The organism is Actinoplanes sp. CA-051413, assembly GCF_050955795.1.
Classification (GTDB): Bacteria; Actinomycetota; Actinomycetes; order Mycobacteriales; family Micromonosporaceae; genus Actinoplanes.
The window spans coordinates 486,379-508,292 of the sequence record NZ_CP192100.1; the positions used below are offsets into that span (position 1 = coordinate 486,379).

The window sequence follows — 21,914 nt, forward strand, 5'->3', positions numbered from 1 at the left end:
CATTGCTGGGTAGTGTTCGTCACGGTCTCAGCGCAGACCGCCGCCTAATCGCCGCACGGCGAGCCGGGGAACCACTTGAGTAATGGGGTGAATCCGATCCGCGCACCCCCGCGCGATCGGTAGGGATCGCTTCCGTCCCGAACCCGTCAGCTAACTCGGTCGGCGGCCGACGGAAGGAATGTTCGTGAGGCTCACCCCTGTCCGCCGGCGATTAGCGACCGTGCTCGCGGTCCTCGTCGCCACCTCGGGGCTGGCGCTCGCCGCCCCGACCTCCGCCTCCGCCGCACCCCGCCCCTTCGCCGCGCCGGGCGACTCGGGCGACGACGGCGAGGGCGGTTCGAAGTCCCTCATCAAGCAGCTCGAGGCGGCGTCCAAGGGCTTCGTCGAGGCCCAGGAGGCGCTGGACCGCTCCAAGAAGCGCCAGCGGGAGCTGACCGCCAAGCTCAAGGAGCTCGACACCCAGCTCGGCCCCAAGCAGGCGGCGCTGGACGAGATCGTCCAGCGGGCTTACCGCACCGGGCGGCTCGGGCCGATGACGGCGATGATCACCGCCGACTCCACCGGCAGCATGCTGGACCGGGCGCAGACCCTGGAGACCATCGCCGTCAAGCAGGACCGCGCGGTGCGCGACCTGAAGGACAGCCGGGACCAGCAGGCGCAGGCCAAGACGGCGATCGACACCGCTGTCCGCGAGCAGCAGCGCCAGCTCACCGTCATGGCCAAGCGCAAGAACCAGGCGGAGAGCGCCCTCAAGGCCGCCAACGCCGCCAGCGGGTCGAGCGACTCGTCGTCGTCCGGCGGCGGTTCCTCCAGCGGCGGCGGCAGCAGCTCGCTGGCCGCGCCCGCGCCGCGCAACTCGGACGGCTCACTGCCGAGCGAGTCGTGCAGCGTCAACGACCCGACTACGACCGGCTGCATCACGCCGCGCACACTGCACGCGATGCAGGAGGCGAAGAAGGACGGCTTCAACCACTTCATCGCCTGCTTCCGCCACCAGAACAGCGGCGAACATCCGAAGGGGCGGGCCTGCGACTGGGCCGCAGACAAGGGCGGCTTCGGCGGCGACGCGACCGGGGCCAGCAAGGACTACGGCAACCGGCTGGCGGACTACTTCATCCACAACGCGAGCCGGCTCGGCATCCTGTACGTCATCTGGTACCGGCGGATCTGGCTGCCTAGCAGCGGCTGGAAGTCGTACTCCGGTGCCGGCGGCGACCCGTCGAGCGACCACACCAACCACGTGCACATGTCGATGCGCTGACCCGGGGGAGTGCGGGGCCTACCGCTTGACGTAGGCCTCGTACTCCTTCAGCACGTCGTCGGTCGGGCCGTCGGCGCGGATCAGGCCCGACTCCAGCCAGATGGCCCGCTCGCAGGTGTCGCGGATCGACTGCTCGCTGTGGCTCACCAGGAAGACGGTGCCGGCCTGCGCGCGCAGATCCCGGACCCGCTGCTCACTGCGCCGGCGGAACTTCGCGTCGCCGGTGGCCAGCGCCTCGTCGATGAGCAGCACGTCGTGCTGCTTGGCGGCCGCGATGGCGAACCGCAGCCGGGCTCCCATGCCGGACGAGTACGTCCGCATCGGCAGCGAGCTGAAGTCACCGCGCTCGTTGATGCCGGAGAAGTCGATGATGTCCTTGGTCTTGCTCTTCACCTCGGCCGGCGACATGCCCATGGCCAGGCAGCCCAGGACCACGTTGCGCTCACCCGGCAGGTCGTTCATCAGGGCGGCGCTGACGCCGAGCAGGGACGGCTGGCCGGCCGCGTAGATCGCACCGCGCTCGACCGGCAGCAGCCCGGCGATCGCCCGCAGCAGCGTGGACTTGCCCGAGCCGTTGGTGCCGATCAGGCCGACGGCCTCACCCTTGTACGCGACGAAGCTCACACCCTTGATGGCGTGCACCTCGCGCATGGTCGCCGGCTTGGTGCCGGTGACGAGCCGCTTGAAGCTGGCGAGCGGGCTGCCGGTGCCCGGGGTCGCCGACTGCTGGATCCGATAGACCACGTGGGCGTCGTCGACGATGACCGTCGGGTCACGCCGGTCGCTGCCGGTCATGTTGTCAGCCACGGCCGTAGCCCTTCTCTCCGCGCCAGAAGTAGACGTAACCCCCGAGACCCACCACGAACGTCCAGGCGAGCGCCTCCAGCCACATCACCGTGGGACTCGCCGCGAGCGGCACGTCCTCCATCAGCGCGTGCCGCATGAGGTCGATGAACACCAGCATCGGGTTCGCCTCCACCAGGGTCAGTTTCCAGCCGCTGAGATGCTCGGTGAAGCGGGTGACCGGGTAGAGCACCGCCGACAGGTAGAGCCACATCCGCATGACGAACGGGATGAGGTTCCGGACGTCCGGGATCTTGCTGCCCAGCCGGGCCCCGGCCAGGGCCAGGCCGGCGTTGAACACGGCCTGGAGCAGGAAGATCGGCACGATGAGCAGCCACTCCAGGGTGATCGGCTCGCCGAAGCCGACCACGATGACCATCAGCACGGCCAGCGAGGCGAGCGTGTTGCGGACCTCGACCATGGTGATGGCCAGGGGCAGGCTGCCTCTCGGGAAGTGCAGGGCCCGGATCAGCCCGAGGTTGCCGGTGATCGCCTGGATGCCGGCCGACACCGTGGACTGGGTGAAGCCGAAGATGAACACGCCGGTGCACAGGTACGCGACGAAGTTGTCGACGCCGCTCTTCGTGTTCAGGATCACGCCGAAGATCAAGTAGTAGACAGCCGCGTTGATCAGCGGCGTCAGCACCTGCCAGAAGACACCGAGCCGGGTCTTGCCGAGCGACGAGGCGACCTTGGCGTTGGCGTACGACGCGATGAAGTGCCGGTACGCCCAGAGCTGACGTGTGTACTCAGGCAGGGAAGGCAGCTTCCCGGCGGCGCTGAGCCCGTGTCTACGGGCCAGCTCCTTGAGCGTCAGGCCGGTCTCGGAATCGGCGACCGCCGTCTGAGGCATGGGGCGCTCCGATCTGGTCGGTCCGCTGGGGATGGGGGACCTGGATGACTTGCGCGGGAACACACTAAACAGTGTGCCGCGATGGAACGGCGTCGTATCGACGTCAGCCCCGAAAGTAGCCGAACGAGCGCCGGAACGCAACCGTTGCGTCCTGGCGTATAGTGCACTCGTGGTTACAGCGAAACGTGCACCCGCCGGAGCGGCGGTGCTCCGCGGGGACATCACCGCGGCCATCCGCAACGCGGTCATGAACGAGCTGGCCGAGGTCGGCTACGGGCGCCTGTCCATCGAGGCGGTGGCGCGCCGGGCCGGCGTCGGTAAGACCGCGATCTACCGCCGGTGGAGCAACAAGCTGGAGATGGTCCTCGAGATCGTCTCCGCCGTGGCGGAGCGTAGCGTGCCGATGCCCGACACCGGAAGCTTCGCCGGCGATCTGCAACTGCTCCTGTTCATCGTGAGCAGGGCCCTGCAGCACCGGATCGCGTCCCAGATCATCCCCGACCTGATGGCCGAGGCGGCCCGCAACCCGAAGATCGCCGAGACGCTGCAACGGGCGCTGCGCACCCACCAGCAGGCCGTCGGCGAGAAGATCGTGGGCCAGGCCGTCGAGCGCGGCGAGCTGCCCCCGGGCACGAACGCCGACCTGGCCGTCGACATGATGCTGGGCCCGCTGTACTGGCGGCTGGCGGTCTCGCGCACCCCGATCGACGACGACTACCTCGAGAACCTCAGCAACGCCGTCCTGCGTGCGCTGCAGGAGAACCGCCCCGCGCACTGACGGTCATCGGCCCGCGACGGCGGTCCCAACCCGCAGCGGGAACGACGCCTCGATCCGCCAGCCGGCCGGGGCGCGTGGACCGTGGACCAGGCTTCCGCCGTACCGGGTGAGGTCCTCGGCCAGGCTGAGCAGGCCGAAGCCGCCGGCCTCCCGCCCGGCCCGAGGTCGCGGCGGGCTCGGGGGCTCGCTGGTGATCCGCAGGATCAGCGTCTCCGCGCCCCGCTCGGTGCTGATGCTGAGCAGGGTGCCGGGTCCGTCGTGGCGCAAGGCGTTCGTGGCGGCCTCGCCGATCAGCCGGTCGGCCACCGCGAGCACCGGCGGCGCCAGCACGTCCCGCAGGTCCGGCGGGTCAGCAGCCAGGCGTAGCCCCGCCGCGCCCAGGGTTTCCAGCCGCGCCGCCAGCCGGGTCGCCGGGTCGCCTTCGTCGGCGTCGGCCAGCGCGGCCCGGACCTCGGTCAACGCTTCCCGGCCGGCCCGCAGAACCACGTCCAGGCGGTCCCGGGCGGCGTCGCCAAGCGGTGTGGTGGCCTTCAGTGCCTCGGTCTGGAGCAGCATCACGGTCACCGTGTGCGCGAGCGTGTCGTGCACCCGCCGGGCCAGGCGTTCCCTGTCCTCGGCGGCCGCGGTCGCCTGATCGGCGATCCGGCGTTCCAGCCGCAGGTGCTCCGCCTCCGCCCGCTGCCGTTCCGCCTCGGCCCGCTGGCGCAGGTGCTCGCTGCGTTCCACCCCGGCCAGCCAGGCCACCGTGACCGTGACGACGGCCATCAGCAGACCCTCGACCGGACCGTGCCGGACCGCGCTGGCGGCCGCCATGACCAGCCCGACCGCCGGGCACAGGACCCACCGGATCACCGGTGAGCGGTGGGTGGCCGCGGTGTAGAGCGCGATCGTGGCGGGGAAGAAGCCGACCGCGCGGGCCATGCCGAGCGTGGTGTGCGCGGCGGTCGCGCAGCCCACGACGATCAGCACCGCGGCCGGGGAACGCCGCCGCCAGACCAGCGGCAGCAACTGGGCCACCGCGAGCGGCGCCGAGACGATCGTGCCGGACAGCACGAAGAGCAGGGCGGTCGCGGCACCCAGGGCGAGATCCACCAGCGGCTGCCAATGCCCGCGCAGCCGGCCGGCCGTGATCCTGTACGCCATGCGACTGCTTACCATGGCCCGATGATCCGGCTTGCCGTCGTCGACGACCAGGCGCTGGTCCGGGAAGGGCTGAGCCTGATCCTCGGGGCCCAGCCCGATCTCGAGGTGGTCGCAGAGCTGCCGGACGGCCCCGCCCTGCTGGAGCTGCTGGCCGGCGACCCGCTCGCCGCCGACGTGATCCTGCTGGACCTGTATCTACCCGGCGCGGACGGAGTGCGGGTCCTGGGGCAGTTGCGCGCCCGCCTGCCCGAGGTGCCGGCGAAGGTGCTGATGCTGACCACGGTCGGCCGGGCCTCGGACATCCAGCGGGCGCTGGCCGCCGGCGCCGACGGCTTCGTGCTCAAGGACGCCGGCGGCAGCGAGCTCGCCGCGGCGGTCCGCGGCGCGCACGCCGGGGTCACCGCGCTGAGTGCCTCGGCGGCCGAACTGCTCTGGCCCTCGGCCACCGCCGCGCCCCGGGTGGACACCGCGGCCCGGCTGGACACCCTGACCGGCCGCGAACGCGAGGTGCTCACCCTGCTCGGGCGGGGCCTGACCAACCAGGACATCGCCCGCGACCTGGCCCTGGCCGAACGCACCGTCAAGGCCCACGTGAGCAACCTGCTGGCCAAGCTCTCGGTGACCAGCCGCACCCAGGCCGCCCTGCTCGCCCGGGACCTGTCCTAAGGACGTAGCCCGGCTACGTCCTTCGCCGGTTCCGGCGCACGCCGCCCGCTGCCAAGCTGCGCGGATGCCCCACGACAAACGCGCGCGCCGGTTCCGCCGGCTCTGGCTCACCCTCGGTGTCGTCCTGCTGATCACCGCCGGGCTCTGGGTGGGCAACAGCTCGGCGCTGTGGGGTGGCGGCGACGGCCGCCCCCTGCTGCTGGCCCACCGCGGGATCGCCCAGACCTTCCCGCTGGACGGGGTCGAGAACGACACCTGCACCGCCAGCCGCATCCACCCGCCGGACCACAGCTACATAGAGAACACGTTGCCGTCGATGCGAGCGGCGTTCGCCGCGGGCGCCGACATGCTGGAGGTCGACGTCCAGGTCACCGCCGACGACCAGCTCGCCGTGTTCCACGACTCGACGCTCGAGTGCCGCACCGACGGCACCGGCAAGGTGCGCGAACACACCCTCGCCGAGCTGCGCCGGCTCGACCTGGGGTACGGCTACACGGCCGACGCCGGCGCCACCCACCCGTTGCGCGGCACAGGTGCCGGGCTGCTGCCCACGCTGGACCAGGTCGTCACCGCCTTCCCGGGCCGGGAACTGCTCGTCGACCTCAAGAACGACGACCCGGCCGAGGGCGAACGGCTGGCCGGCTACCTGGCGACCCTGCCCGCCGAGCGGTTGACCACGATCAGCGTGTACGGCGGGGACGCCTCGGTCGCCGCGGTCGCGGACCGGCTGCCCACGCTCCGCGCCACCTCGAAGAAGATCATGAAGGACTGCCTGGTGCGCTATCTCGGCACCGGCTGGACCGGGCACGTCCCGGACGCCTGCCGGCACACCGAGCTGCACCTGCCGCAACGCTACGGCCGCCTGCTGTGGGGCTGGCCCAACCTCTTCGTCGACCGGATGCGGGCCGCCGACACCCGGGTGGTGCTGGTGGCCGGGGACGGACCCTGGTCGGCGGGCTTCGACCGGCCGGCTGACCTGACCCAGGTGCCCGCGGGCTGGTCCGGCTGGCTGTGGACCAACCGGGTGGACGCGATCACGCCCTGAAGTGCTCAACCGGGACGCGGGTCGTGCCGAAGGTAGGGGCCCACCCCGCGCCGTCCCCCGGAGCACCTCATGCGAACTGCCCGCGTAGACACGACCATCTTCGGTGCGACGTCGCTGCTCACGCTCGCGCTCGGCGGCGTCGCCCCCGAGCAGCTCACCGTGCCCGCCCCGGCCGCGTCCGGGGACGCGGAGGCGGTCGCCGGGCTGTGGCTCAGCGCCGACAAGACGGTACGGCTGCGGCTCGGCGCCGACTGGTCGTACCTGGGCCGGGTCGCGGGCCGGCACCGGGCGGCGAAGGGGACCTACCGGCCGGAGGGTACGGGGCTGGTGCTGCGCGACGACACGGGTCTGCGTACGCCGGTGACCATCGCTGACGACGTCCTGGAGATGGCCGGGCACCACCTGTTCCGGGCCTGACACCGCCGCGACCGGGTGCGATGCTGACCCGATGATCGATTGGCTCTCCGGCGTCGCGTTCACCGCCTTCGGGGCCGGCACCACGTGGGCCGAGGTGCTCGGCTTCGGCACCGGCCTGGTGAACGTGGGACTGCTGGTGCGCCGGCACATCCTCAACTGGCCGGTCGGCATCCTCAACGTGCTGCTGCTCATGCTGGTCTTCTGGTCCGCCGGCCTCTACGCCGACGCGAGCCTGCAGATCGTCTACGTGGTGCTCGGCGCGTACGGCTGGTGGGCCTGGCTCCACGGCGGTGCCAGCCGCACCCCGCTGACCGTGCGCACCACCACCAGGGCCGAATGGCTCGGCCTGGCGGTCGCCGGCGTGCTGCTCACCGGGAGTCTCTGGCTCTTCCTCGACCGGCTGACCAGCTCCACCGTGCCGCTGGCCGACGCGCTCACCACGGCGTTGTCGCTACTGGCCACCTACGGCCAGACCCGCAAGCTGGTGGAGAGCTGGTGGCTCTGGATCGCGGCCGACCTGATCTACATCCCGCTGTACGGCTACAAGGACCTCTGGCTCACCGCCCTGCTCTACGTGGCGTTCCTGGTGCTCTGCGTCCTCGGCCTGCGCGCGTGGCGAGCGGCGTTGCGTACCCAGCACACGGTGGCCGTATGAGGTGGGGGCACGGCCTCATCGTGGGCAAGTTCTATCCGCCGCACGCCGGGCACCACGAGCTGATCGACGCCGCGGCCGCCGCCTGCGACCGGGTCACCGTCGTGGTGGCGCCCAGCTCGCGGGAGTCCGTACCGCTGGAGCTGCGTCTCGCCTGGCTGCGCGAGGCCCACCCGGCGCACGTCCGCTTCGTCGGCGTCCACGACGATCACCCGGTCGACTACGCCGACCCCGGGGCCTGGGAGCTGCACACGGCCGTGTTCCGGGCGGCCGCCGGCCCGAACCGGGTGGATGCGGTCTTCTCATCCGAGGCGTACGGCGAGGAGCTGGCCCGGCGGTTCGGCGCGCAGGCCGTCACCGTCGACCCGGAGCGGATCAGGACACCGGTGTCCGGAACGGCGGTCCGGGCCGACCCGGTCGCGTACTGGGATCTGCTCGGTCCCGGGGTGCGCGCCTGGCTGACCCGCCGGGTGATCGTCGTGGGGGCCGAGTCCACCGGGACCACGACGATGGCCCGGGCCCTGGCCCGGCACTACCGCACGCGGGGCGGGGTGTGGGCGCGGACTCGCTGGGTGCCCGAGTTCGGCCGCGAGCTGACCGCGCGCAAGCTCGACAAATTGCGCCTGACCAGGCCCGAGGCGGTCGTTGAGGACGTGACATGGGGCCGGGACGACTTCGTGACGGTCGCCGCCGAGCAGAACGCGGCCGAGGACACCGCCGCCCGCGACGGTGCGCCGATCCTCTTCGGCGACACCGACGCCCTGGCCACCACGATCTGGGAAGAGCGCTATCTGGGCGAAGGCGGCGCCTGGACGACCTCGCCGGGCGTCGCGGCACGCGTACGGGCACCCGACCTTTACCTGCTGACTCACCACGAGGGCGTGCCGTTCGTCGACGACGGGTTGCGCGACGGCGAGGGAGTACGGGCGTGGATGACTGCCCGATTCGAGCGTGAACTGGCTGCTCGCGCCGTACCGTCTCGGGTGTTGACCGGCTGTTGTGCGGCCCGGCTGCGGGCCGCTGTCGCCGTCTGCGACGACCTGCTGGCGTCCGGGTGGTCTTTTGCTCCTCCGCTAAGCCATTCCTGATCGGGGCCGAAGCAAGGGGCATGCGGCTCAGAAGACTCCTGCTCCCGCTGCTGGCCCTGCCGATCGCCCTGGGCGGCTGCGGCATGCTCGGCTCGTCGGCGGGCACCCCCGGCGCGGCCGCGAGCGCCACCCCGATCGCCGGCGGTGCCGACTGGCTGGTGGTGGCCACCGGCAGCGCCACGCCCAGCCCGGTGGCGTCGCCGGCTGCCTCGCGACCGCCGGTCCTGCCGCCGGTGACGTTCCTGCCGGTCCAGCCGGGCTGCGCCAAGGACTGGACCGTCAACCCGCCGCTGATCCCGATCGAGGTCGTGCCCGGCGCCGGCCAGCTCACCGTGACCTGGCCCCGCCAGTACGACTCCGGCTACCGGATCACTGCGGTCAAGCAGCCGCTGGTGGCCGGCAACCAACCCGCCTACACCTGGCAGAACGTGCCCGCGGGCACCGGCTGCACCGTCACGGCCACGATCACCGGGCTCAAGAAGGGCGTGCCCTACATCGTCTGGCTGGACGCGCCGAACACCGGGCACGAGCTGGACGGCACCCGGCACCCGTACAGCGGCCGCTCCGGGGTCGTCTACCCGCGGTGAAGGTTTAAGCTGCAACGATGACCACGATGCCGGCCGCGTTCATCGGCCACGGCAACCCGATGAACGCGCTCGAGACCAACCGCTACACCCAGGCGTGGCGGGCCTTCGGCGCTTCGGTGCCGAGGCCCCGGGCGATCCTGGTGGTATCGGCGCACTGGTACATCAACGCGACCGCGGTCACCGCGATGCCGCGGCCCCGCACGATCCACGACTTCTTCGGCTTCCCGCAGCAGCTCTTCGACGTCGACTACCCCGCGCCGGGCCTGCCCGCCCTGGCCGAGGAGGTCAGCGACATCGTCAAGCCGACCTGGGTCGGCGCCGACATCGACTCCTGGGGCATCGACCACGGCACCTGGTCGGTGCTCGTGCACGCCTTCCCGGACGCGGACATCCCGGTCACCCAGCTCTCGATCAACGCCGACCGCGGCTTCGACTACCACCTGGAACTGGGCGCGAAACTGGCCCCGCTGCGCGAATCGGGCGTGCTGATCCTGGGCAGCGGCAACGTCGTGCACAACCTCGGCGGGGTGAACCGCGACATGCCGGACGCGGGCTTCGACTGGGCGCAACGCTTCGACTCCGACGCCAAGGAGACGATGCTGGACGACCCGCTGAACGCGGCCCGGCTGGACGCGCACCGCGACTTCCGGCACGCGGTGCCGACCCCGGACCACTTCCTCCCGCTGCTCTACCTGGCCGGCCTGGCGGGCGCGAGCGGCGAGGGCACGGACGTGCTGGTCGACGGGTACGCGTACGGCAGCCTGTCGATGACGGCGTACACGCTGGGCCTGCCGGCCGCGACGCCGTCGACGGACACCACCGCGGCAGCGGCGATCCCGGCCGGCCTGCCCGCCGACGGCGTCAACATCTAGGCGTCCTTCTCGTAGATGATCTCGAGGCCGTCCTCGTCGTCCCACTGCTCGCCGACCTCGGTGAAGCCGTACTGCGCGACTAGGCCCAGCGAGGCGACGTTGTCCGGACTGATCGTCACCCGCACGGTCCGGACCTCAGGGTCGGCGGCGGCCCGGGCCAGCAACGCCTCGAACGCAGCCCGGGCATAACCCTGCCGCCGGTACGCGGGATCAACGGCGTAACCGATCTCGACCAGGCCGGCGGCATCGGGCCGGGAATGGAAACCGGCCCGCCCGACGGCCAGCTGCCGCCGCTCGTCCCAGATGACCCCGGTGACCCATTCGGCCTCGACGGGATCCTGCTCGACCTGGTCACGGCGCCGCTCCCACACGCCGCGGTTGTCCGGACCGGCCAGATAATCCGAGAGCGGCACGGGACTGACCGCCTGCGCCGCGGCAAGATCACCGGCGGCCAGCGCAGCGAAAACCGGCCCCGAAAGATGCACGATCCGAACCTGCTGTCCCTTGATCTCCACAGGGAGATCCTGCCCTGCCCCGCAGCATCGCTGTCACGCGATGGCCGCGATGTCCCCGTCCTCGAAGTAGATCGCCTGGTGGAGCCGGCCGCCGAGCGCCTCCGCGAACCGGGCCAGCACGTCCTGCCCGGAGATCTTGCCCTGCTCGATCTGCGAGACGCGGCCCTTGGTCACGCCCATCCGCTCGGCCACCTGCTGCTGGGTGAGCCCGCGGGCCCGGCGCACCTCGGCCAGGCGATGCCCGAGGACGACGGAGAGCAGCTCCTGCTTCCCGGCCTCGACGGCATCCTCCCCGCCGGCCCGCTCGACGTAATCGGCGCGGATGTCCTGCCACCGTGCATATCCACTCATGGCGTACCCCCCTCGTCGGGCCGTCAGGCGGCGGTGGTGTTGCGGCCGCTCCATTTGGCGGCGTACAGGCGGTCGTCGGCTGCTCGGAACAGGGCGTCGCCCGTCATGCCCGGGGACCAGGTTGCCACGCCCACGCTCACCGTCAGGCGGACCTCCGGCAGGATCGTCGCCGCGGCCACCGCTGTGCGGATGCGTTCCGCCACCTCGCGGCCCGTCGTGCCGTCGCCCTGGAGGAAGACCACGAACTCGTCGCCCGCGTACCGGACCGCCTCGTCGCCGGTGCGGCAGTGGGCGCGCAGGATCGTCGCCACCTCGCGCAGGGCGCGGTCGCCCGCGCTGTGCGAGTACGCGTCGTTCACCGCCTTGAAGTGGTCCAGGTCGATGAGCAGCACCGTCAGCGGCCGCGCCCCCGAGGCCCGGTCCACGTCCTCGATCAGCAGGTCGAAGCGGCGCCGGTTGCCCAGCCCGGTCAGCGGGTCGAGCAGGATCTCCCGTTCCGCTCGGGCCCGGGCTGCCTCGGCCTCTTCGCGCTGGCCGGCCTGTCGCAACATCGCCAGCCGTTGCAGCCGCAGCCGCCACAGCTCGCGCATCTGGCCCTCGACCGTCTCGAACAGGTCGCGGCTGGACTGGCAGTCCTCGATCTCCAGGGCGGTCAGGGCCAGTTCGAAGCGGATGATCGGTCGTTCGTCGGGGCGGGAGCCGTGTTCGCTGAGCTCACGGGCGGCGATGAACTCGCGGCGGGCCTCGTGCGGGAAGCCGTGCGCCCGCAGGCTGATGCCCAGCGCCAGGTGCGCCATCCGGGCGTACTGGTGGGTGCCGCCGCCGCGCAGCGGCATGATCACCTCGCGGGCCAGCTTTTCGGCCACTGTGGTCTCGCCCAGCTTGGCCAGGGCCAGGGCGTGCACGGCGGTCGCGTGCACGTCGGGCTGGGAGTCCAGGCGGTGCCGGGTGATCTCGGCGCTGCGGCGCAGTTTGCTGCGGGCCTCTTCGGCCCGGCCGACGTGCGAGAGCCGCAGTCCCCAGTAGAGCAGGGTCACCGCGTGCACCAGGTCGAACGACGTCGAGCGGTTCGGCGAGTCCGAGGCGCACAGCTGGTCGTACGCCGTCGCCGCCGTCTCGTACATCTCCGCGGCGGTGGCGGCCTCGGCGAACGAGCACATCGCCGAGCGGTGCCGGTCCGTGCCCGCCGGGCCCGCGTTCAGCAGGGCGCCGGCCCGGGCCAGGTGTTGCATGCAGTCGACGTAGTGGCCGCGCAGCAGGTGCAGCTGGGCCAGGTCGCAGCGGGCCTTGGCCTCGCTGAGCAGGGAACCGGCGGTACGCAGCAGTTCCTCGCCGAGCGCGGTGCCCTCCACGAGCTGGCCCATGGCCAGCAGGGCGTACATCTTTCCCTGGATCAGGAACCGGGCCGTCCGGTCGTCGCGGACCGTCCGGGCGATCATCAGGAAGGCGTCGGCCGCCGCGACAGCTTCGTACGCCTGACCGTCGTTCGCCATCCGGTGCACCTGCAGGGCGAGCAGGTGGAGCGGCCCGTACACGGTCACCGGCACCGGCAACCGTCGGTCCCCCGAGATCCAGTCCGCCATCTGCCCAGTATCAGCCGTTCCGGGCGTTAGTAAATCCACCGGACCGATAGGCCTGCATTCGGGTACGCCGATGGCCACCGAAGTCGATCACTTTGCCTGCACTGTCCTGTTTGTGCCACCGTCGGGTGCGGAATGTTTGCGTAAGGTGACGGTATGGCGTACGCCGCGACAGGTCGGCGCAGGGCTGCCATGTTGGCCCTGGCCGTCGAGTTGCTGCTCGCCGCCGGCGCGATCACCGCGGGCACGCTGCGCCAGCCGTCGCTGGGTGCGGACTATGTCGACATCGACGAGGTCGCCGCCCTGCCGGTGGAGGCGGCCACCGGGTCGTACACGTGGGACTGCGGGCGCAACGAGAACGGCCATCGCAACAGCAGCAACATCGTCGTGACGCCGGGCAAAGCCGGGCCGGTGCACCATCTGCACGACTTCTTCGGCAACCTTTCCGTCGACGTCGGCAGCACGGTGAAAACTCTCGCCGGCGGCGGCACCACCTGCACCAACGGCGACGAATCAAGCTACTACTGGCCGGTGCTGCGCACCTTCGGCCCGCAGGACGGTCCGCACGGCGGGGCGGTGCAGGTCCCGGTCCGGGTCAGCTTCGCTTTCCACGGCAACCCGCGGGGGCCGGTCCTGGCGATGCCGCGGCTGCTGCGGGGCGAGGTGGGGGACGCGTACGCGGTGACGAACGGTGGCGCCCGGGCCGCCGCGGTCTGGAGTTGCTCCGGCAGCCCCGAGCGTCGCAGTCTGCGATACGTCGTCTGTCCCCGCGGTGAGCCGGTGCTGCGGGTCTTCGACTTCCCGAGCTGCTGGGACGGCCGGCGGGTGGACAGCAACGACCATCGCCAGCAGCTCGTCTTCGCCCTCCCCGGGGGCGGCTGTCCGATCTCGACCTTCGCGGTGCCGCGGCTGCGGATCGTCGCCGCCTACGCCATCGCGCCGGGCATCCGGTACCGGATCGACTCGTTCGACGCGCAGCGGCACAGTTCGCTGACCGATCACGCGTTCTTCGTCAATCTGATGCCGGATGCCCTGATGAACGAGGTCGTACGGTGCCTGAACGCCGCTCGCAGCTGTCAGTAGCCCGGGTCGGCGGGGGCGTCGCCACCGGCGTCACCGGAGTTCGCGGTGCCACCGGTCCCGCCGGCGGACTCGGGCAGCGCCCCGGTCTTGGCACCCTTCGGGTCGACCGCGAACCAGGTGCCCTTGACGCCCTGACCCAGAATGTCGCCCGGCTTGGCGTCCTTGGCGAAGTAGTACACCGGCCAGCCGTTGATGGTCACCTGGCAGGTCCCGTCGGCGCGCTCGACGTACCCCAGGATCTTGGGGTTGATGCCCTTCGGGAAGATCTTGCCGGGCGACTTGATCAGCAGCGGCGGCCAGGCCTTGGCGCAGTCGCCGTTGCAGGTCGCCTTCGGCGGCTTGTTGCTGTCCTCGTCGAAGCGGTAGAGCGTGCGCCCGGCGCCGTCCGTGACGTAGGTGCCGATGACCGGGTTCTCGGCGGTGTTGAGCTCGACCGTCTTGCTGCCCTTACGGATGCTCTTCGGCGGGGTGATGTCCTTGTCGGACGCACCGCTGAAGATCTTGACCCACTTCTGGGTCTTCGCGACGGTCGGCTCGGGGATCGGCTCGGATGACCGGTCCGGGGTCTCGGCGGCCAGTTCGGCCTGCTCCGGCGCCGTGCTCGGCTCGGGCGGCACCGCCGGCGCGGCGGGCGTCTCGCCCTCCGCGGCCACGAATCGCACTTCGGTCGGGGTGGTGCCGGCCGGTGCGCACGCGGCGAGGCCGAACGCGCTGGTCAGCGCCAGGACGGCGATGGTGATGCGGCTGCGCTTCATGATTCCCCCTGTGGGTGAGCCGGTACGCCATCCACACGACCGCGGGCCGGATCCGGTTCAGCGGGAAATTGTTCTGAACCGATCCGGCCCACCGGCACGTGTGGGGGGAGTCAGACCGACGAAACGGGGGTCGAGGGTGGCCGGACACGCGCTCCGTCCGGCCGGCCTCGGCGTGGTGACCGCCGTAACCGGGGGGAAGAAATGCCGGGGTTGAGGCTCCAACGTCGCCGGGAGGTGGCCGATGAGGCGCTGGTCAGATCGTTGTTCTCGGAGCACGGGGCGGCGATGCTCGCGTACGCGACGCAGCTGACCCGCGACCGGGCCGCCGCCGAGGACGTGGTCCAGGAGGCCCTGGTCCGCGCCTGGCGACATCCGGACAGCCTGGTCAACGGCAAGGGCTCGGTACGCGGCTGGCTGCTCACCGTGGTCCGCAACATCGTCACCGACCAGATCCGCGCCCGTAACGCCCGCGCTCCCGAGGTGCGCGAGTCGCCGGTCGAGGTGGCGGTCTCCGGCGACCACGCGGAGCAGGTGGTCAACTCGGTGGTGGTGATCGACGCGCTCAGCCGGCTCTCGGCCGAGCACCGCGAAGTGCTGGAGCAGGTCTATCTGCTCGGCAGCACGGTCGCGGAGGCGGCGAAGGCGCTGGGCATTCCGCCCGGCACCGTCAAGTCGCGTTCCTTTTATGCCCTGCGGGCACTACGCGAGCTCCGGTCGCTGAGCGCAGCCGGAACGGAACGGTCTGCCTCATGAAGACGAATCACGTGGACCTCGCCGGCTATCTGACGAAGTCGCTGGACGCGGAGCAGGTACGCCTGGTCGAGGAGCATCTCGCCGGCTGCGCCGAGTGCCGCGCCGAGGTGGAATCACTGCGGGAGTGGACGATGGCACTCGAGGCCGTGCCCGAGGCGATGCTGCTGGACGGGCCGCCCGAGGGCGGTGACCTGTTGCTGCAGCGCACGCTGCGGCAGATCCGGGACGAGTCGGCCGGGAGGCGGCATCGGCGGACGGCGCTGGTGAGTGCCGCCGCGGCCGTGGTCGTCGCCGCCGCGATCGCCTCCGGGGTGGTGGTGGGCCGGGGCACTGCTGATCCGGGCGCTCCGATCGCGTTGCCGACGCCGTCGCAGGTCGAGCAGACGACCATTCCCGGCACGAAGACGGCGACCGCGGTCGACGCCGGCACCGGCGCGCGGATCACCGTGGCGGTGGCTCCGGCGCCGGGCTGGGTGCGGATCAAGGCCGCGGTCGCCGGGATCCCGGCGGGGGAGCGGTGCCGGCTCGAGGTGGTCGCCCGCAACGGCACGGTGGTGCTGGCCGGAAGCTGGGTGGTCTCGGAGAAGGGCGCCGCCGAGGGCACCACGCTGGACGGCAGCGCGCTGGTCGCCCCGGCCGACGTGGCCTCGGTCCGAGTGGTGACGGAGAAGGGCAAGCAGTACACGAGTGCCACTGTCTGAGCCGGCGTCAGCCCCAGGGCGCGTGGATGATCTTCTCCACCTCGATGCTGAGGATCACCCGCACCTGGTCCCGGCCGCCGAACCACGGGTACGGCCCGCCGAGGTACTTCTGGGCCAGCTCCTCGATGTGCTCGGCGCCGCCCTTGGGCGAGATGTCGAGGACCCGGCCGCGGACGGAGAAGTAGTTCGTCACGTCGTCCGGGTCGGCCACGGTCACGGCGACCCGGGGATCACGCTCGACATTCCTGACCTTCTGGTAGCCCTCGACGGTGTTGATCACGATGTGCTCGCCGTCCGTGCCGACCCAGGTCTGGGTGAGCTGGGGTGAGCCGTCCGGCATGGTGGTGGCGATGAAGCACGGGCTGGGCTTGCCGAGCAGGTCGAGCAGCCCGGGGGGCAGGGTGGTCATGGATCAACAGTACGGTCGGTGTATCGGGACAGCCCGTCGATGAGCATGTCGAGGCCGAACTCGAAGCGCTCGTCGCCCGAGCCGGCGGTCAGCACCGCGGCGTGCGCCCGGATGTTGGGGAACCGGTCGGCCGGCAGGTTGGTGTAGTAGTCGGTCAGCTGGCCGACGAAGGTGTCGAAGTACTCGCGGGTGCTCTGGCCCTCCACCAGGTTCAGCTGGTGCAGCGAGTTCTCGTAGGCGTCGGCGACGATGTAGAGGAACAGCCGGTCCAGTGACCAGGCCGCCACCTGCGGCGGGACGCCTCCGGCGAGCATGATGGCCAGCATCGCCTCGGACATCCGCAGCGCGTTCGGCCCGCTGGGCACGGTGGCCAGCGCCGCCCGGGCGATGTCGTTGTATTTCGCCATCAGGGCGTGCCCGCGCCGGCACATCTCCTTGATCTGCTCCTGCCAGTGCTCCGGGTCGGGCGCGAGGACCTCCACCTGACCGCAGATCCGGTCGAACATCAGGTGCAGCAGCTCCTCCTTGTTCGCCACGTGGGCGTACAGGCTGGAGGCGCCGGTGTCGAAGACCGCGGCCAGGCGGCGCATGCTCACCGCCTCGATGCCCTCTTCCAGGACGATCCGCAGCCCGGCGTCGACGATCTCGTCCTGGCTCAGCGGGGCCTTGGCGGGGCGGGGGCGTTTGGGGACGGTACGCCGCCACGGGGGCAGGGGAAGCTCGCTCATCAGCGTACAGCGTACTTGACGCGAACGGTGTTCGTCGGTAGAACGGTGTTCGACAACAACGAACACTGTTCCGGGGGACGCTATGCAAGCTGTGCTGGAGAAAGCCGCCGAGACTCCGTACCGATGGCGCTGGGTCGCGTTGTTCGTGATCCTCGCCGTCGAGGTGATGGACCTGCTCGACTCGCTGGTCACCACGATCGCCGGGCCGGTGATCCGGGCCGAACTGGGTGGCTCGCTCAGCCTGATCCAGTGGCTCGGTGCGGCGTACACCCTGTCCATGGCCATCGGGCTGCTCACCGGCGGCCGGCTCGGTGATATCTACGGCCGGCGCCGGATGTTCGTCATCGGTGCCGTCGGCTTCACGCTCGCCTCGCTGGTCTGCGCGCTCGCCTTCTCGCCCGGGGTGCTGATCGGGGCCCGCGCGGTCCAGGGCCTGTTCGGGGCGGTCATGCTGCCGCAGGGCCTGGGCATGATCAAGCAGATGTTCGCCCCGGCGGAGCAGGCCAAGGCGTTCGGCGCGTTCGGCCCGGTGATGGGTCTCGGCGCGGTCGGCGGCCCGATCCTGGCCGGCTGGCTGGTCGACGCGGACTACTTCGGTACCGGCTGGCGGATGATCTTCCTGATCAACCTGCCGCTCGGCGTCTTCGCCGTGCTCGGCGCGATCAAGTTCCTGCCCGAGTTCCGCAGTGAGCGCCGCCCCCGGCTGGACGTGGCCGGTGTGCTGCTCGCCGCGGTCGCGGCGTTCCTGCTGCTCTATCCGCTGGTGCAGGGGCGCGAGCTGGACTGGCCGGTCTGGATCTTCGTCATGCTGGCGCTGGGCGTCGCCCTGTTCGGTCTCTTCGGCGTCTACGAGTCGCGCCGCGAACGCCGGGGCCTGGACGCGCTGGTGACCCCGACGCTGTTCCGCAAGCGGGCGTTCACCAGCGGCCTGCTGCTGGGCCTGGTCTTCTTCGCCGCGCTGATCGGCACCGGACTGATCTTCACGCTCTATCTGCAGATCGGGCTCGGCTACTCGCCGCTCAAGGCCGGCCTGACCACATTGCCGCAGGCCCTCGGCACGGTGGCCGGCTTCATCGCGGCCGGTGCCGGGCTCAGCGAACGGCTCGGCCGCAAGCTGCTGTTGATCGGGACCGTGATCATGGCGCTCGGCACAGCCGCCGTGGCGGTCACCGTGCAGCTGGCGGGCGCTGAGATCACTCCGTGGCTGCTGATCCCCGCGCTGATCCCGCTGGGCGCGGGCATGGGCCTGGCCATGGCGCCGTTCTTCAACATCGTGCTGGCCGGGGTCGACGACGAGGAGACCGGCTCGGCGTCCGGGGCGCTCACCTCGGTGCAGCAGCTCGGCGGCGCGTTCGGCATCGCGGTGCTCGGCACTGTCTTCTTCGGACTGCTGCCCGGCGCGGTCGCGGACCACGTCGACGCGGCGGGGCTACGGCCGGCGCTGACCGCGGCGGCCGTGCCGGCCGAGGCCCAGCCGGCGGCCGTCACCGGCATCCGCGACTGCCTGCGCGACCGGGCGGCCGAGGAGGACCCGGCGGTGCAGCCCGCGTCGTGCCGCGCGGCGCAGGGGGCGGCCGCGCCGGAAATCGGGGGGTACGCCGAACAGGCGGTGCACGCCGGCTTCCGGGACACCACCGTACGCAGCCTGCTGGTGGCGCTGGCGATGCTGGTGCTGGCGTTCGGGCTGTCGTTCCGGCTGCCCCGGCACGCGCGACCGGACGACGGTCACTGACGGGCGGCCACGGCTGGGCGGCGACGCTGGAGGAGTGACCGCACCATCAGCGCCGCCGCCACAATGCCCGGGCCACAGTGGACGGCCAGCACCCCGGCCAGGTGCGGGCCGCCCCAGTCCAGGTGGTACGTCGCCGGGTCCGTCAAGTCGATGACGAACGGTTCCACCACCGCCCGCGCCACGAAGTAGAGTCCGATGATCCACAGGAGTACGACGCCGATTCGCTTCATGCCCTCGACGCTAGGACCGCGGGGTGGCGGCGGGACACCGTGCTAGCCGTACCTCTGGTCCTCAGATCGTCGGGAGCCCCGCCGCCTGCCAGGCTTTGAAACCGCCGTCGAGGTCGGTCGCCCGCAGCAGACCGAGGTCCTGCAACGCCGCCGCGGCCAGGCTGCTCGTGTAGCCCTCCTGGCAGGTCACGATGACCTCGAGGTCGTAGCGGGTGAAGGACAGCCGGGCGTCGCTGCGGGGGTCGAGGCGCCATTCCAGCACGTTGCGCTCGATGATGACCGCGCCGGGGATCTCGCCGTGCTCGGCGCGCTGGGCGGCCGGGCGGATGTCCACCAGTACGGCCCCACGGCCCACGGCCCGGTACGTCTCGTGCGGGCCGAGCCGGACCAGCCGGGCCCGGGCGCCGGCCAGCAGCTCGTCGATGCTCCGGGCGCCCTCGGGGGCGGCGGCGAAGGCGGGTGCGCTGCGCAGCAGGGGAGTGCTCACCACTGGGCTCCGGCTCGCTCGACGGTGACGACGTCCAGCCCGGCGGCGCCGATCCGGTAGCGCGTCATGGTGGTCAGGGCCGGGCCGTACGCGTGGATGCTGATCGCGGGCCGGTTGGAGCGGTTGGTGATCCGGTGGATGTGCCGGGTGCCGAACCGGCGGCCGGCGCCCTCGCCCAGCTCGCGGGCGGTGATCCGGGGCGAGCCGTCCGCGCCCGTGGCCACGGTGTCCTCGGTGAGAGCCCCGGAGTAGACGTAGAACGCGCCGGCCGAGCCGCCGTGGTCGTGCAGGTCCGTGCCCTGCCCGGGTAGCCAGGTCAGCAGCCACACCTCGTGGTCCGGTTCCTGGGCCAGCCGGTGGTACCACCGGTCGACCGCGTTGAAGCGGGGCGCGACGGGCCAGGAGTCCGGGTCGGCGGCGTACCGGGTGGCGGTGGCGAGATGGTCGAGGCGGATGTCGACGACGGTCACTGCAGCTCCTCGCTTTGCATATATTGCCTATCAGTTCTATAGGTTTACCGCCACAGTACGGCCGGGAGCGGACGACGCGCGGGAAGAACCCAGAAACTGGCCCTCAGGCCGGGAAGGTGTTGCTCAGGGGGCGCGAAAAGCGCAGATCAGCGGGGACAGCGCGCGCTGGCGCACCGCGCCAGGTCGATCACCCGGCGGGCCGTGAGGGGAATACCCTGCCGCTGCATGCGCCCATCGTGGTCGGCCACCCGGGCACAAATCAAACCTGTACCACAATGCGGGAACGAGGGTCAGGAGAGGCTGGCGAGGACCAGTCGCAGGTACGGCTCGCTGCCCGCCCAGTCGCCCTCGGGCGTCGTCCACTCCACCAGGTACGCGCGCCCGTCACTCATCGACAGCAGTACGCGGCGCTCGTGCCGGCGTACCGGTTCGCCGTCGGGCTGCCAGGTGAACTCCCACTCCGCGCCGCCCTGCTGCGGCATCGCGTTCACGGTCACCCGCTGATAACCGGGCAGATTTCCGGCGGCGAGCGCGTCCTGCTCCTGGCCCTGCCAGTAGGAGAGGGCTGGGCCGGCCAGCCGGGCCGAGGCGTCCACCCGGAATGAGCGGCTGCCACCGGGATCCCGGAAACAGGCGGCGGTGCCGTCCTGGGAACGGGTCCAGCCCCGCGGCACCGCCACGTCGAAACCGGTCGGGTCGGTGTGCCAGAGCCAGCCGGCCGGGACCGCGTACCCCCGGGCCTGGGTGCTGCCGCTGACCGCCGGCCCGCCCGGGGCGCAGATCGCGAGCGGTCCGGCCGCCGTGCCGGTGCTCGCGCCGGCGTCCGGGGTGGTGCCGGGCCGGCGGTCGAGGGCCAGCGCTGTGCCGGTGGTGCCGACCAGCAGTACGGCGGCCGCGACGAGGGCGACCTTGGTGCTGCGGGCGATGCGGTCGCGGGCCGGCCGGTCCGGGCTCATCCGGTCGAGGATCATCGCCATGCCCAGCGCGGACGTGCCGGGCGGGGCCGGCGTGCGTTGCCGCGGGACCCGCATCGGGAAGACGCCGACCGCGCGGTCCGCCACCCGCTGGAGCCGGGCCTGGGCGTCGGCCGCCGGCAACCGCTGAGCCGGGTCCTTGTGCAGCAGCTGGTCGATGATCGGGGTCAGCGGGCCGGGGAAGCGGGCGGGGTCGGGCGGCTCGGTCAGCAGCGCGGTCAGCGAGGCGGTCGTGGTCGAGCGCTGGAACGGCGCCTGACCCTCCACCGCGGCGTAGAGCGTGGCGCCCAGCGACCACAGGTCGGCTGCCTCGCCGGCGTCGTCGCCGCGCAACCGCTCGGGCGCGACGAAGTACGGCGAGCCCAGCAACGGCTCGGCGCCCTGCTCGACACCCCTGATCTTGGCCAGGCCGAAGTCGGTGAGCACCACCCGGCCGTCGGTGGCGAGCAGGACGTTGTGCGGCTTGACGTCGCGGTGCAGCACGCCGGCTTCGTGCGCGGCCCGCAGCGCGGCCAGCACGCCCAGGCCGATCCGGGCGGCCTCGCGGTGCGGCAGCGGGCCCTCGCGCAGCACGGCGTCCAGCGATCGGGATTCGACGTACTCCATGACGATCCACGAGCGGTCCGGGCGCCACACCACGTCGTAGACGCCGACCACACCGGGATGCTCCAGCCGGGCCGCCGCCCGTGCCTCACGCATCGTGGTGAGCTGGGCGTCGAGCATCTGCGCGGTGCTCACGTCGGTCGGCGTGGCGATCTCCTTGACGGCGACGCGGCGGCGCAGCAGCTCGTCGTCGGCGAGCCACACGCGGCCCATGCCGCCGGCACCGATGATCTCCAGCAGCCGGTAGCGGCCGGCGATCAGCTCCCGCGCAACGTCCATGGCGGTGATTCGGCGCGGCGCGGTCCGCGGACGGGTCCGAAACATTTTGCGATCGTTGC

Annotated in this window: 26 protein-coding genes and 1 riboswitch; of the genes, 13 read left to right on the forward strand and 13 right to left on the reverse strand. The window is 71.6% G+C overall.

The annotated features are described in order from the left end of the window. Positions 1 to 31: 31 nt before the first annotated feature. Positions 32 to 181, forward strand: a riboswitch (cyclic di-AMP (ydaO/yuaA leader). Then, positions 179 to 1,261, forward strand: coding sequence for a coiled-coil domain-containing protein (locus tag ACQP2Y_RS02320; protein ID WP_433724111.1), 1,083 nt, complete (start codon positions 179 to 181; stop codon positions 1,259 to 1,261). (Overlaps the previous riboswitch by 3 nt.) An 18-nt stretch (positions 1,262 to 1,279) precedes the next feature. On the opposite strand, the gene ACQP2Y_RS02325 is transcribed toward ACQP2Y_RS02320, so the two are convergent. Then, positions 1,280 to 2,056 (reverse strand): ABC transporter ATP-binding protein, encoded by a 777-nt coding sequence (locus tag ACQP2Y_RS02325; RefSeq protein WP_360551949.1) that lies wholly within the window; start codon positions 2,054 to 2,056, stop codon positions 1,280 to 1,282. A 4-nt stretch (positions 2,057 to 2,060) separates the two neighbouring features. Then, a complete protein-coding gene (locus tag ACQP2Y_RS02330; protein WP_433724113.1) occupies positions 2,061 to 2,957 on the reverse strand; it encodes an ABC transporter permease in 897 nt (298 codons plus the stop codon). A 169-nt stretch (positions 2,958 to 3,126) separates the two neighbouring features. Between ACQP2Y_RS02330 and ACQP2Y_RS02335 the strand changes: the two genes are divergently transcribed. After that, positions 3,127 to 3,735 (forward strand): TetR/AcrR family transcriptional regulator, encoded by a 609-nt coding sequence (locus tag ACQP2Y_RS02335; RefSeq protein WP_433724115.1) that lies wholly within the window; start codon positions 3,127 to 3,129, stop codon positions 3,733 to 3,735. Between the two features lie 3 nt (positions 3,736 to 3,738). Here the strand turns inward: ACQP2Y_RS02335 and ACQP2Y_RS02340 are convergent, their stop codons facing one another. Beyond that, positions 3,739 to 4,878, reverse strand: a complete 1,140-nt coding sequence (locus ACQP2Y_RS02340; protein WP_433724117.1) for a sensor histidine kinase — start codon at positions 4,876 to 4,878, stop codon at positions 3,739 to 3,741. Positions 4,879 to 4,899: 21 nt separating this feature from the next. Here ACQP2Y_RS02340 and ACQP2Y_RS02345 point away from each other — a divergent pair, with 21 nt between their 5' ends. The 7 genes from ACQP2Y_RS02345 to ygiD all read left to right on the forward strand — a co-directional run bounded on the left by ACQP2Y_RS02345 (position 4,900) and on the right by ygiD (position 10,205). Continuing rightward, positions 4,900 to 5,544, forward strand: coding sequence for a response regulator (locus ACQP2Y_RS02345; protein WP_433724119.1), 645 nt, complete (start codon positions 4,900 to 4,902; stop codon positions 5,542 to 5,544). A 64-nt stretch (positions 5,545 to 5,608) separates the two neighbouring features. Continuing rightward, positions 5,609 to 6,589, forward strand: coding sequence for a glycerophosphodiester phosphodiesterase family protein (locus tag ACQP2Y_RS02350; RefSeq protein ID WP_433724121.1), 981 nt, complete (start codon positions 5,609 to 5,611; stop codon positions 6,587 to 6,589). A gap of 69 nt (positions 6,590 to 6,658) precedes the next feature. Next, on the forward strand, positions 6,659 to 7,006 hold the full coding sequence (locus ACQP2Y_RS02355) for an Atu4866 domain-containing protein (protein WP_433724123.1): 348 nt from the start codon (positions 6,659 to 6,661) through the stop codon (positions 7,004 to 7,006). Positions 7,007 to 7,037: 31 nt separating this feature from the next. Further along, on the forward strand, positions 7,038 to 7,661 hold the full coding sequence (pnuC, locus tag ACQP2Y_RS02360) for a nicotinamide riboside transporter PnuC (RefSeq protein WP_433724125.1): 624 nt from the start codon (positions 7,038 to 7,040) through the stop codon (positions 7,659 to 7,661). After that, positions 7,658 to 8,746, forward strand: coding sequence for an AAA family ATPase (locus tag ACQP2Y_RS02365; protein ID WP_433724127.1), 1,089 nt, complete (start codon positions 7,658 to 7,660; stop codon positions 8,744 to 8,746). Before pnuC ends, ACQP2Y_RS02365 begins: the two co-directional genes overlap by 4 nt. A 20-nt stretch (positions 8,747 to 8,766) precedes the next feature. Beyond that, positions 8,767 to 9,333: a hypothetical protein gene (locus ACQP2Y_RS02370; RefSeq protein ID WP_433724129.1), complete on the forward strand. Its 567-nt coding sequence runs from the start codon at positions 8,767 to 8,769 to the stop codon at positions 9,331 to 9,333. 17 nt (positions 9,334 to 9,350) lie between these two features. Beyond that, on the forward strand, positions 9,351 to 10,205 hold the full coding sequence (gene ygiD / locus ACQP2Y_RS02375) for a 4,5-DOPA dioxygenase extradiol (protein ID WP_360551116.1): 855 nt from the start codon (positions 9,351 to 9,353) through the stop codon (positions 10,203 to 10,205). Here ygiD and ACQP2Y_RS02380 read toward each other — a convergent pair. Genes ACQP2Y_RS02380 through ACQP2Y_RS02390 form a run of 3 tightly spaced genes read right to left on the reverse strand, consistent with a single transcriptional unit; the run spans position 10,202 to position 12,654 of the window. Continuing rightward, the gene (locus ACQP2Y_RS02380; RefSeq protein WP_433724131.1) at positions 10,202 to 10,720 is read right to left on the reverse strand and encodes a GNAT family N-acetyltransferase; all 519 of its coding nucleotides are present in this window, start codon (positions 10,718 to 10,720) and stop codon (positions 10,202 to 10,204) included. The genes ygiD and ACQP2Y_RS02380 overlap by 4 nt on opposite strands. 33 nt (positions 10,721 to 10,753) lie before the next feature. Continuing rightward, positions 10,754 to 11,071, reverse strand: a complete 318-nt coding sequence (locus tag ACQP2Y_RS02385; RefSeq protein ID WP_433724133.1) for a helix-turn-helix domain-containing protein — start codon at positions 11,069 to 11,071, stop codon at positions 10,754 to 10,756. A gap of 23 nt (positions 11,072 to 11,094) precedes the next feature. Further along, positions 11,095 to 12,654, reverse strand: a complete 1,560-nt coding sequence (locus ACQP2Y_RS02390; protein ID WP_433724135.1) for a diguanylate cyclase — start codon at positions 12,652 to 12,654, stop codon at positions 11,095 to 11,097. 189 nt (positions 12,655 to 12,843) lie between these two features. Here ACQP2Y_RS02390 and ACQP2Y_RS02395 point away from each other — a divergent pair, with 189 nt between their 5' ends. Beyond that, positions 12,844 to 13,734 (forward strand): DUF1996 domain-containing protein, encoded by an 891-nt coding sequence (locus tag ACQP2Y_RS02395; RefSeq protein WP_433724137.1) that lies wholly within the window; start codon positions 12,844 to 12,846, stop codon positions 13,732 to 13,734. Here ACQP2Y_RS02395 and ACQP2Y_RS02400 read toward each other — a convergent pair. Beyond that, positions 13,728 to 14,489, reverse strand: coding sequence for a COG4315 family predicted lipoprotein (locus ACQP2Y_RS02400; protein WP_433724139.1), 762 nt, complete (start codon positions 14,487 to 14,489; stop codon positions 13,728 to 13,730). The genes ACQP2Y_RS02395 and ACQP2Y_RS02400 overlap by 7 nt on opposite strands. Positions 14,490 to 14,738: 249 nt before the next feature. Here ACQP2Y_RS02400 and ACQP2Y_RS02405 point away from each other — a divergent pair, with 249 nt between their 5' ends. Beyond that, positions 14,739 to 15,242, forward strand: a complete 504-nt coding sequence (locus ACQP2Y_RS02405; RefSeq protein ID WP_212991437.1) for a sigma-70 family RNA polymerase sigma factor — start codon at positions 14,739 to 14,741, stop codon at positions 15,240 to 15,242. Further along, on the forward strand, positions 15,239 to 15,943 hold the full coding sequence (locus tag ACQP2Y_RS02410; RefSeq protein ID WP_433724141.1) for an anti-sigma factor family protein: 705 nt from the start codon (positions 15,239 to 15,241) through the stop codon (positions 15,941 to 15,943). The genes ACQP2Y_RS02405 and ACQP2Y_RS02410 overlap by 4 nt, the downstream gene beginning before the upstream one ends. Before the next feature lie 7 nt (positions 15,944 to 15,950). Here the strand turns inward: ACQP2Y_RS02410 and ACQP2Y_RS02415 are convergent, their stop codons facing one another. Together ACQP2Y_RS02415 and ACQP2Y_RS02420 are read right to left on the reverse strand one after the other, a co-directional pair. After that, on the reverse strand, positions 15,951 to 16,352 hold the full coding sequence (locus ACQP2Y_RS02415; RefSeq protein WP_433724143.1) for a PPOX class F420-dependent oxidoreductase: 402 nt from the start codon (positions 16,350 to 16,352) through the stop codon (positions 15,951 to 15,953). Beyond that, positions 16,349 to 17,080, reverse strand: a complete 732-nt coding sequence (locus tag ACQP2Y_RS02420) for a TetR/AcrR family transcriptional regulator (protein WP_433724145.1) — start codon at positions 17,078 to 17,080, stop codon at positions 16,349 to 16,351. Before ACQP2Y_RS02420 ends, ACQP2Y_RS02415 begins: the two co-directional genes overlap by 4 nt. Positions 17,081 to 17,162: 82 nt before the next feature. Between ACQP2Y_RS02420 and ACQP2Y_RS02425 the strand changes: the two genes are divergently transcribed. Continuing rightward, positions 17,163 to 18,812, forward strand: a complete 1,650-nt coding sequence (locus ACQP2Y_RS02425) for an MFS transporter (RefSeq protein ID WP_433724147.1) — start codon at positions 17,163 to 17,165, stop codon at positions 18,810 to 18,812. Here the strand turns inward: ACQP2Y_RS02425 and ACQP2Y_RS02430 are convergent. The 4 genes from ACQP2Y_RS02430 to ACQP2Y_RS02445 form a co-directional block, all read right to left on the reverse strand. Then, positions 18,806 to 19,042: a hypothetical protein gene (locus ACQP2Y_RS02430; RefSeq protein ID WP_433724149.1), complete on the reverse strand. Its 237-nt coding sequence runs from the start codon at positions 19,040 to 19,042 to the stop codon at positions 18,806 to 18,808. The two genes, ACQP2Y_RS02425 and ACQP2Y_RS02430, sit on opposite strands and share 7 nt — an antisense overlap. 61 nt (positions 19,043 to 19,103) lie before the next feature. Further along, positions 19,104 to 19,514, reverse strand: coding sequence for a rhodanese-like domain-containing protein (locus ACQP2Y_RS02435; protein WP_433731708.1), 411 nt, complete (start codon positions 19,512 to 19,514; stop codon positions 19,104 to 19,106). A gap of 11 nt (positions 19,515 to 19,525) precedes the next feature. Next, positions 19,526 to 19,999, reverse strand: a complete 474-nt coding sequence (locus tag ACQP2Y_RS02440; protein ID WP_433724151.1) for a cysteine dioxygenase — start codon at positions 19,997 to 19,999, stop codon at positions 19,526 to 19,528. Positions 20,000 to 20,289: 290 nt separating this feature from the next. Beyond that, positions 20,290 to 21,855, reverse strand: a complete 1,566-nt coding sequence (locus tag ACQP2Y_RS02445) for a protein kinase domain-containing protein (RefSeq protein WP_433724153.1) — start codon at positions 21,853 to 21,855, stop codon at positions 20,290 to 20,292. Positions 21,856 to 21,914 lie beyond the last annotated feature (59 nt).

Excerpts from the sequence above, each read along its gene's own strand:
- pnuC (WP_433724125.1), top strand. The coding sequence starts at position 7,038 with ATGATCGATTGGCTCTCCGGCGTCGCGTTCACCGCCTTCGGGGCCGGC.
- ACQP2Y_RS02445 (WP_433724153.1), bottom strand. The coding sequence starts at position 21,855 with ATGGACGTTGCGCGGGAGCTGATCGCCGGCCGCTACCGGCTGCTGGAG.
- ACQP2Y_RS02345 (WP_433724119.1), top strand. The coding sequence starts at position 4,900 with ATGATCCGGCTTGCCGTCGTCGACGACCAGGCGCTGGTCCGGGAAGGG.
- ACQP2Y_RS02415 (WP_433724143.1), bottom strand. The coding sequence starts at position 16,352 with ATGACCACCCTGCCCCCCGGGCTGCTCGACCTGCTCGGCAAGCCCAGC.
- ACQP2Y_RS02355 (WP_433724123.1), top strand. The coding sequence starts at position 6,659 with ATGCGAACTGCCCGCGTAGACACGACCATCTTCGGTGCGACGTCGCTG.
- ACQP2Y_RS02430 (WP_433724149.1), bottom strand. The coding sequence starts at position 19,042 with ATGAAGCGAATCGGCGTCGTACTCCTGTGGATCATCGGACTCTACTTC.
- ACQP2Y_RS02420 (WP_433724145.1), bottom strand. The coding sequence starts at position 17,080 with ATGAGCGAGCTTCCCCTGCCCCCGTGGCGGCGTACCGTCCCCAAACGC.
- ACQP2Y_RS02370 (WP_433724129.1), top strand. The coding sequence starts at position 8,767 with ATGCGGCTCAGAAGACTCCTGCTCCCGCTGCTGGCCCTGCCGATCGCC.
- ACQP2Y_RS02390 (WP_433724135.1), bottom strand. The coding sequence starts at position 12,654 with ATGGCGGACTGGATCTCGGGGGACCGACGGTTGCCGGTGCCGGTGACC.
- ACQP2Y_RS02320 (WP_433724111.1), top strand. The coding sequence starts at position 179 with ATGTTCGTGAGGCTCACCCCTGTCCGCCGGCGATTAGCGACCGTGCTC.
- ACQP2Y_RS02395 (WP_433724137.1), top strand. The coding sequence starts at position 12,844 with ATGTTGGCCCTGGCCGTCGAGTTGCTGCTCGCCGCCGGCGCGATCACC.
- ACQP2Y_RS02410 (WP_433724141.1), top strand. The coding sequence starts at position 15,239 with ATGAAGACGAATCACGTGGACCTCGCCGGCTATCTGACGAAGTCGCTG.
- ACQP2Y_RS02425 (WP_433724147.1), top strand. The coding sequence starts at position 17,163 with ATGCAAGCTGTGCTGGAGAAAGCCGCCGAGACTCCGTACCGATGGCGC.
- ACQP2Y_RS02385 (WP_433724133.1), bottom strand. The coding sequence starts at position 11,071 with ATGAGTGGATATGCACGGTGGCAGGACATCCGCGCCGATTACGTCGAG.
- ACQP2Y_RS02365 (WP_433724127.1), top strand. The coding sequence starts at position 7,658 with ATGAGGTGGGGGCACGGCCTCATCGTGGGCAAGTTCTATCCGCCGCAC.
- ACQP2Y_RS02325 (WP_360551949.1), bottom strand. The coding sequence starts at position 2,056 with ATGACCGGCAGCGACCGGCGTGACCCGACGGTCATCGTCGACGACGCC.
- ygiD (WP_360551116.1), top strand. The coding sequence starts at position 9,351 with ATGACCACGATGCCGGCCGCGTTCATCGGCCACGGCAACCCGATGAAC.
- ACQP2Y_RS02400 (WP_433724139.1), bottom strand. The coding sequence starts at position 14,489 with ATGAAGCGCAGCCGCATCACCATCGCCGTCCTGGCGCTGACCAGCGCG.
- ACQP2Y_RS02330 (WP_433724113.1), bottom strand. The coding sequence starts at position 2,957 with ATGCCTCAGACGGCGGTCGCCGATTCCGAGACCGGCCTGACGCTCAAG.
- ACQP2Y_RS02350 (WP_433724121.1), top strand. The coding sequence starts at position 5,609 with ATGCCCCACGACAAACGCGCGCGCCGGTTCCGCCGGCTCTGGCTCACC.
- ACQP2Y_RS02340 (WP_433724117.1), bottom strand. The coding sequence starts at position 4,878 with ATGGCGTACAGGATCACGGCCGGCCGGCTGCGCGGGCATTGGCAGCCG.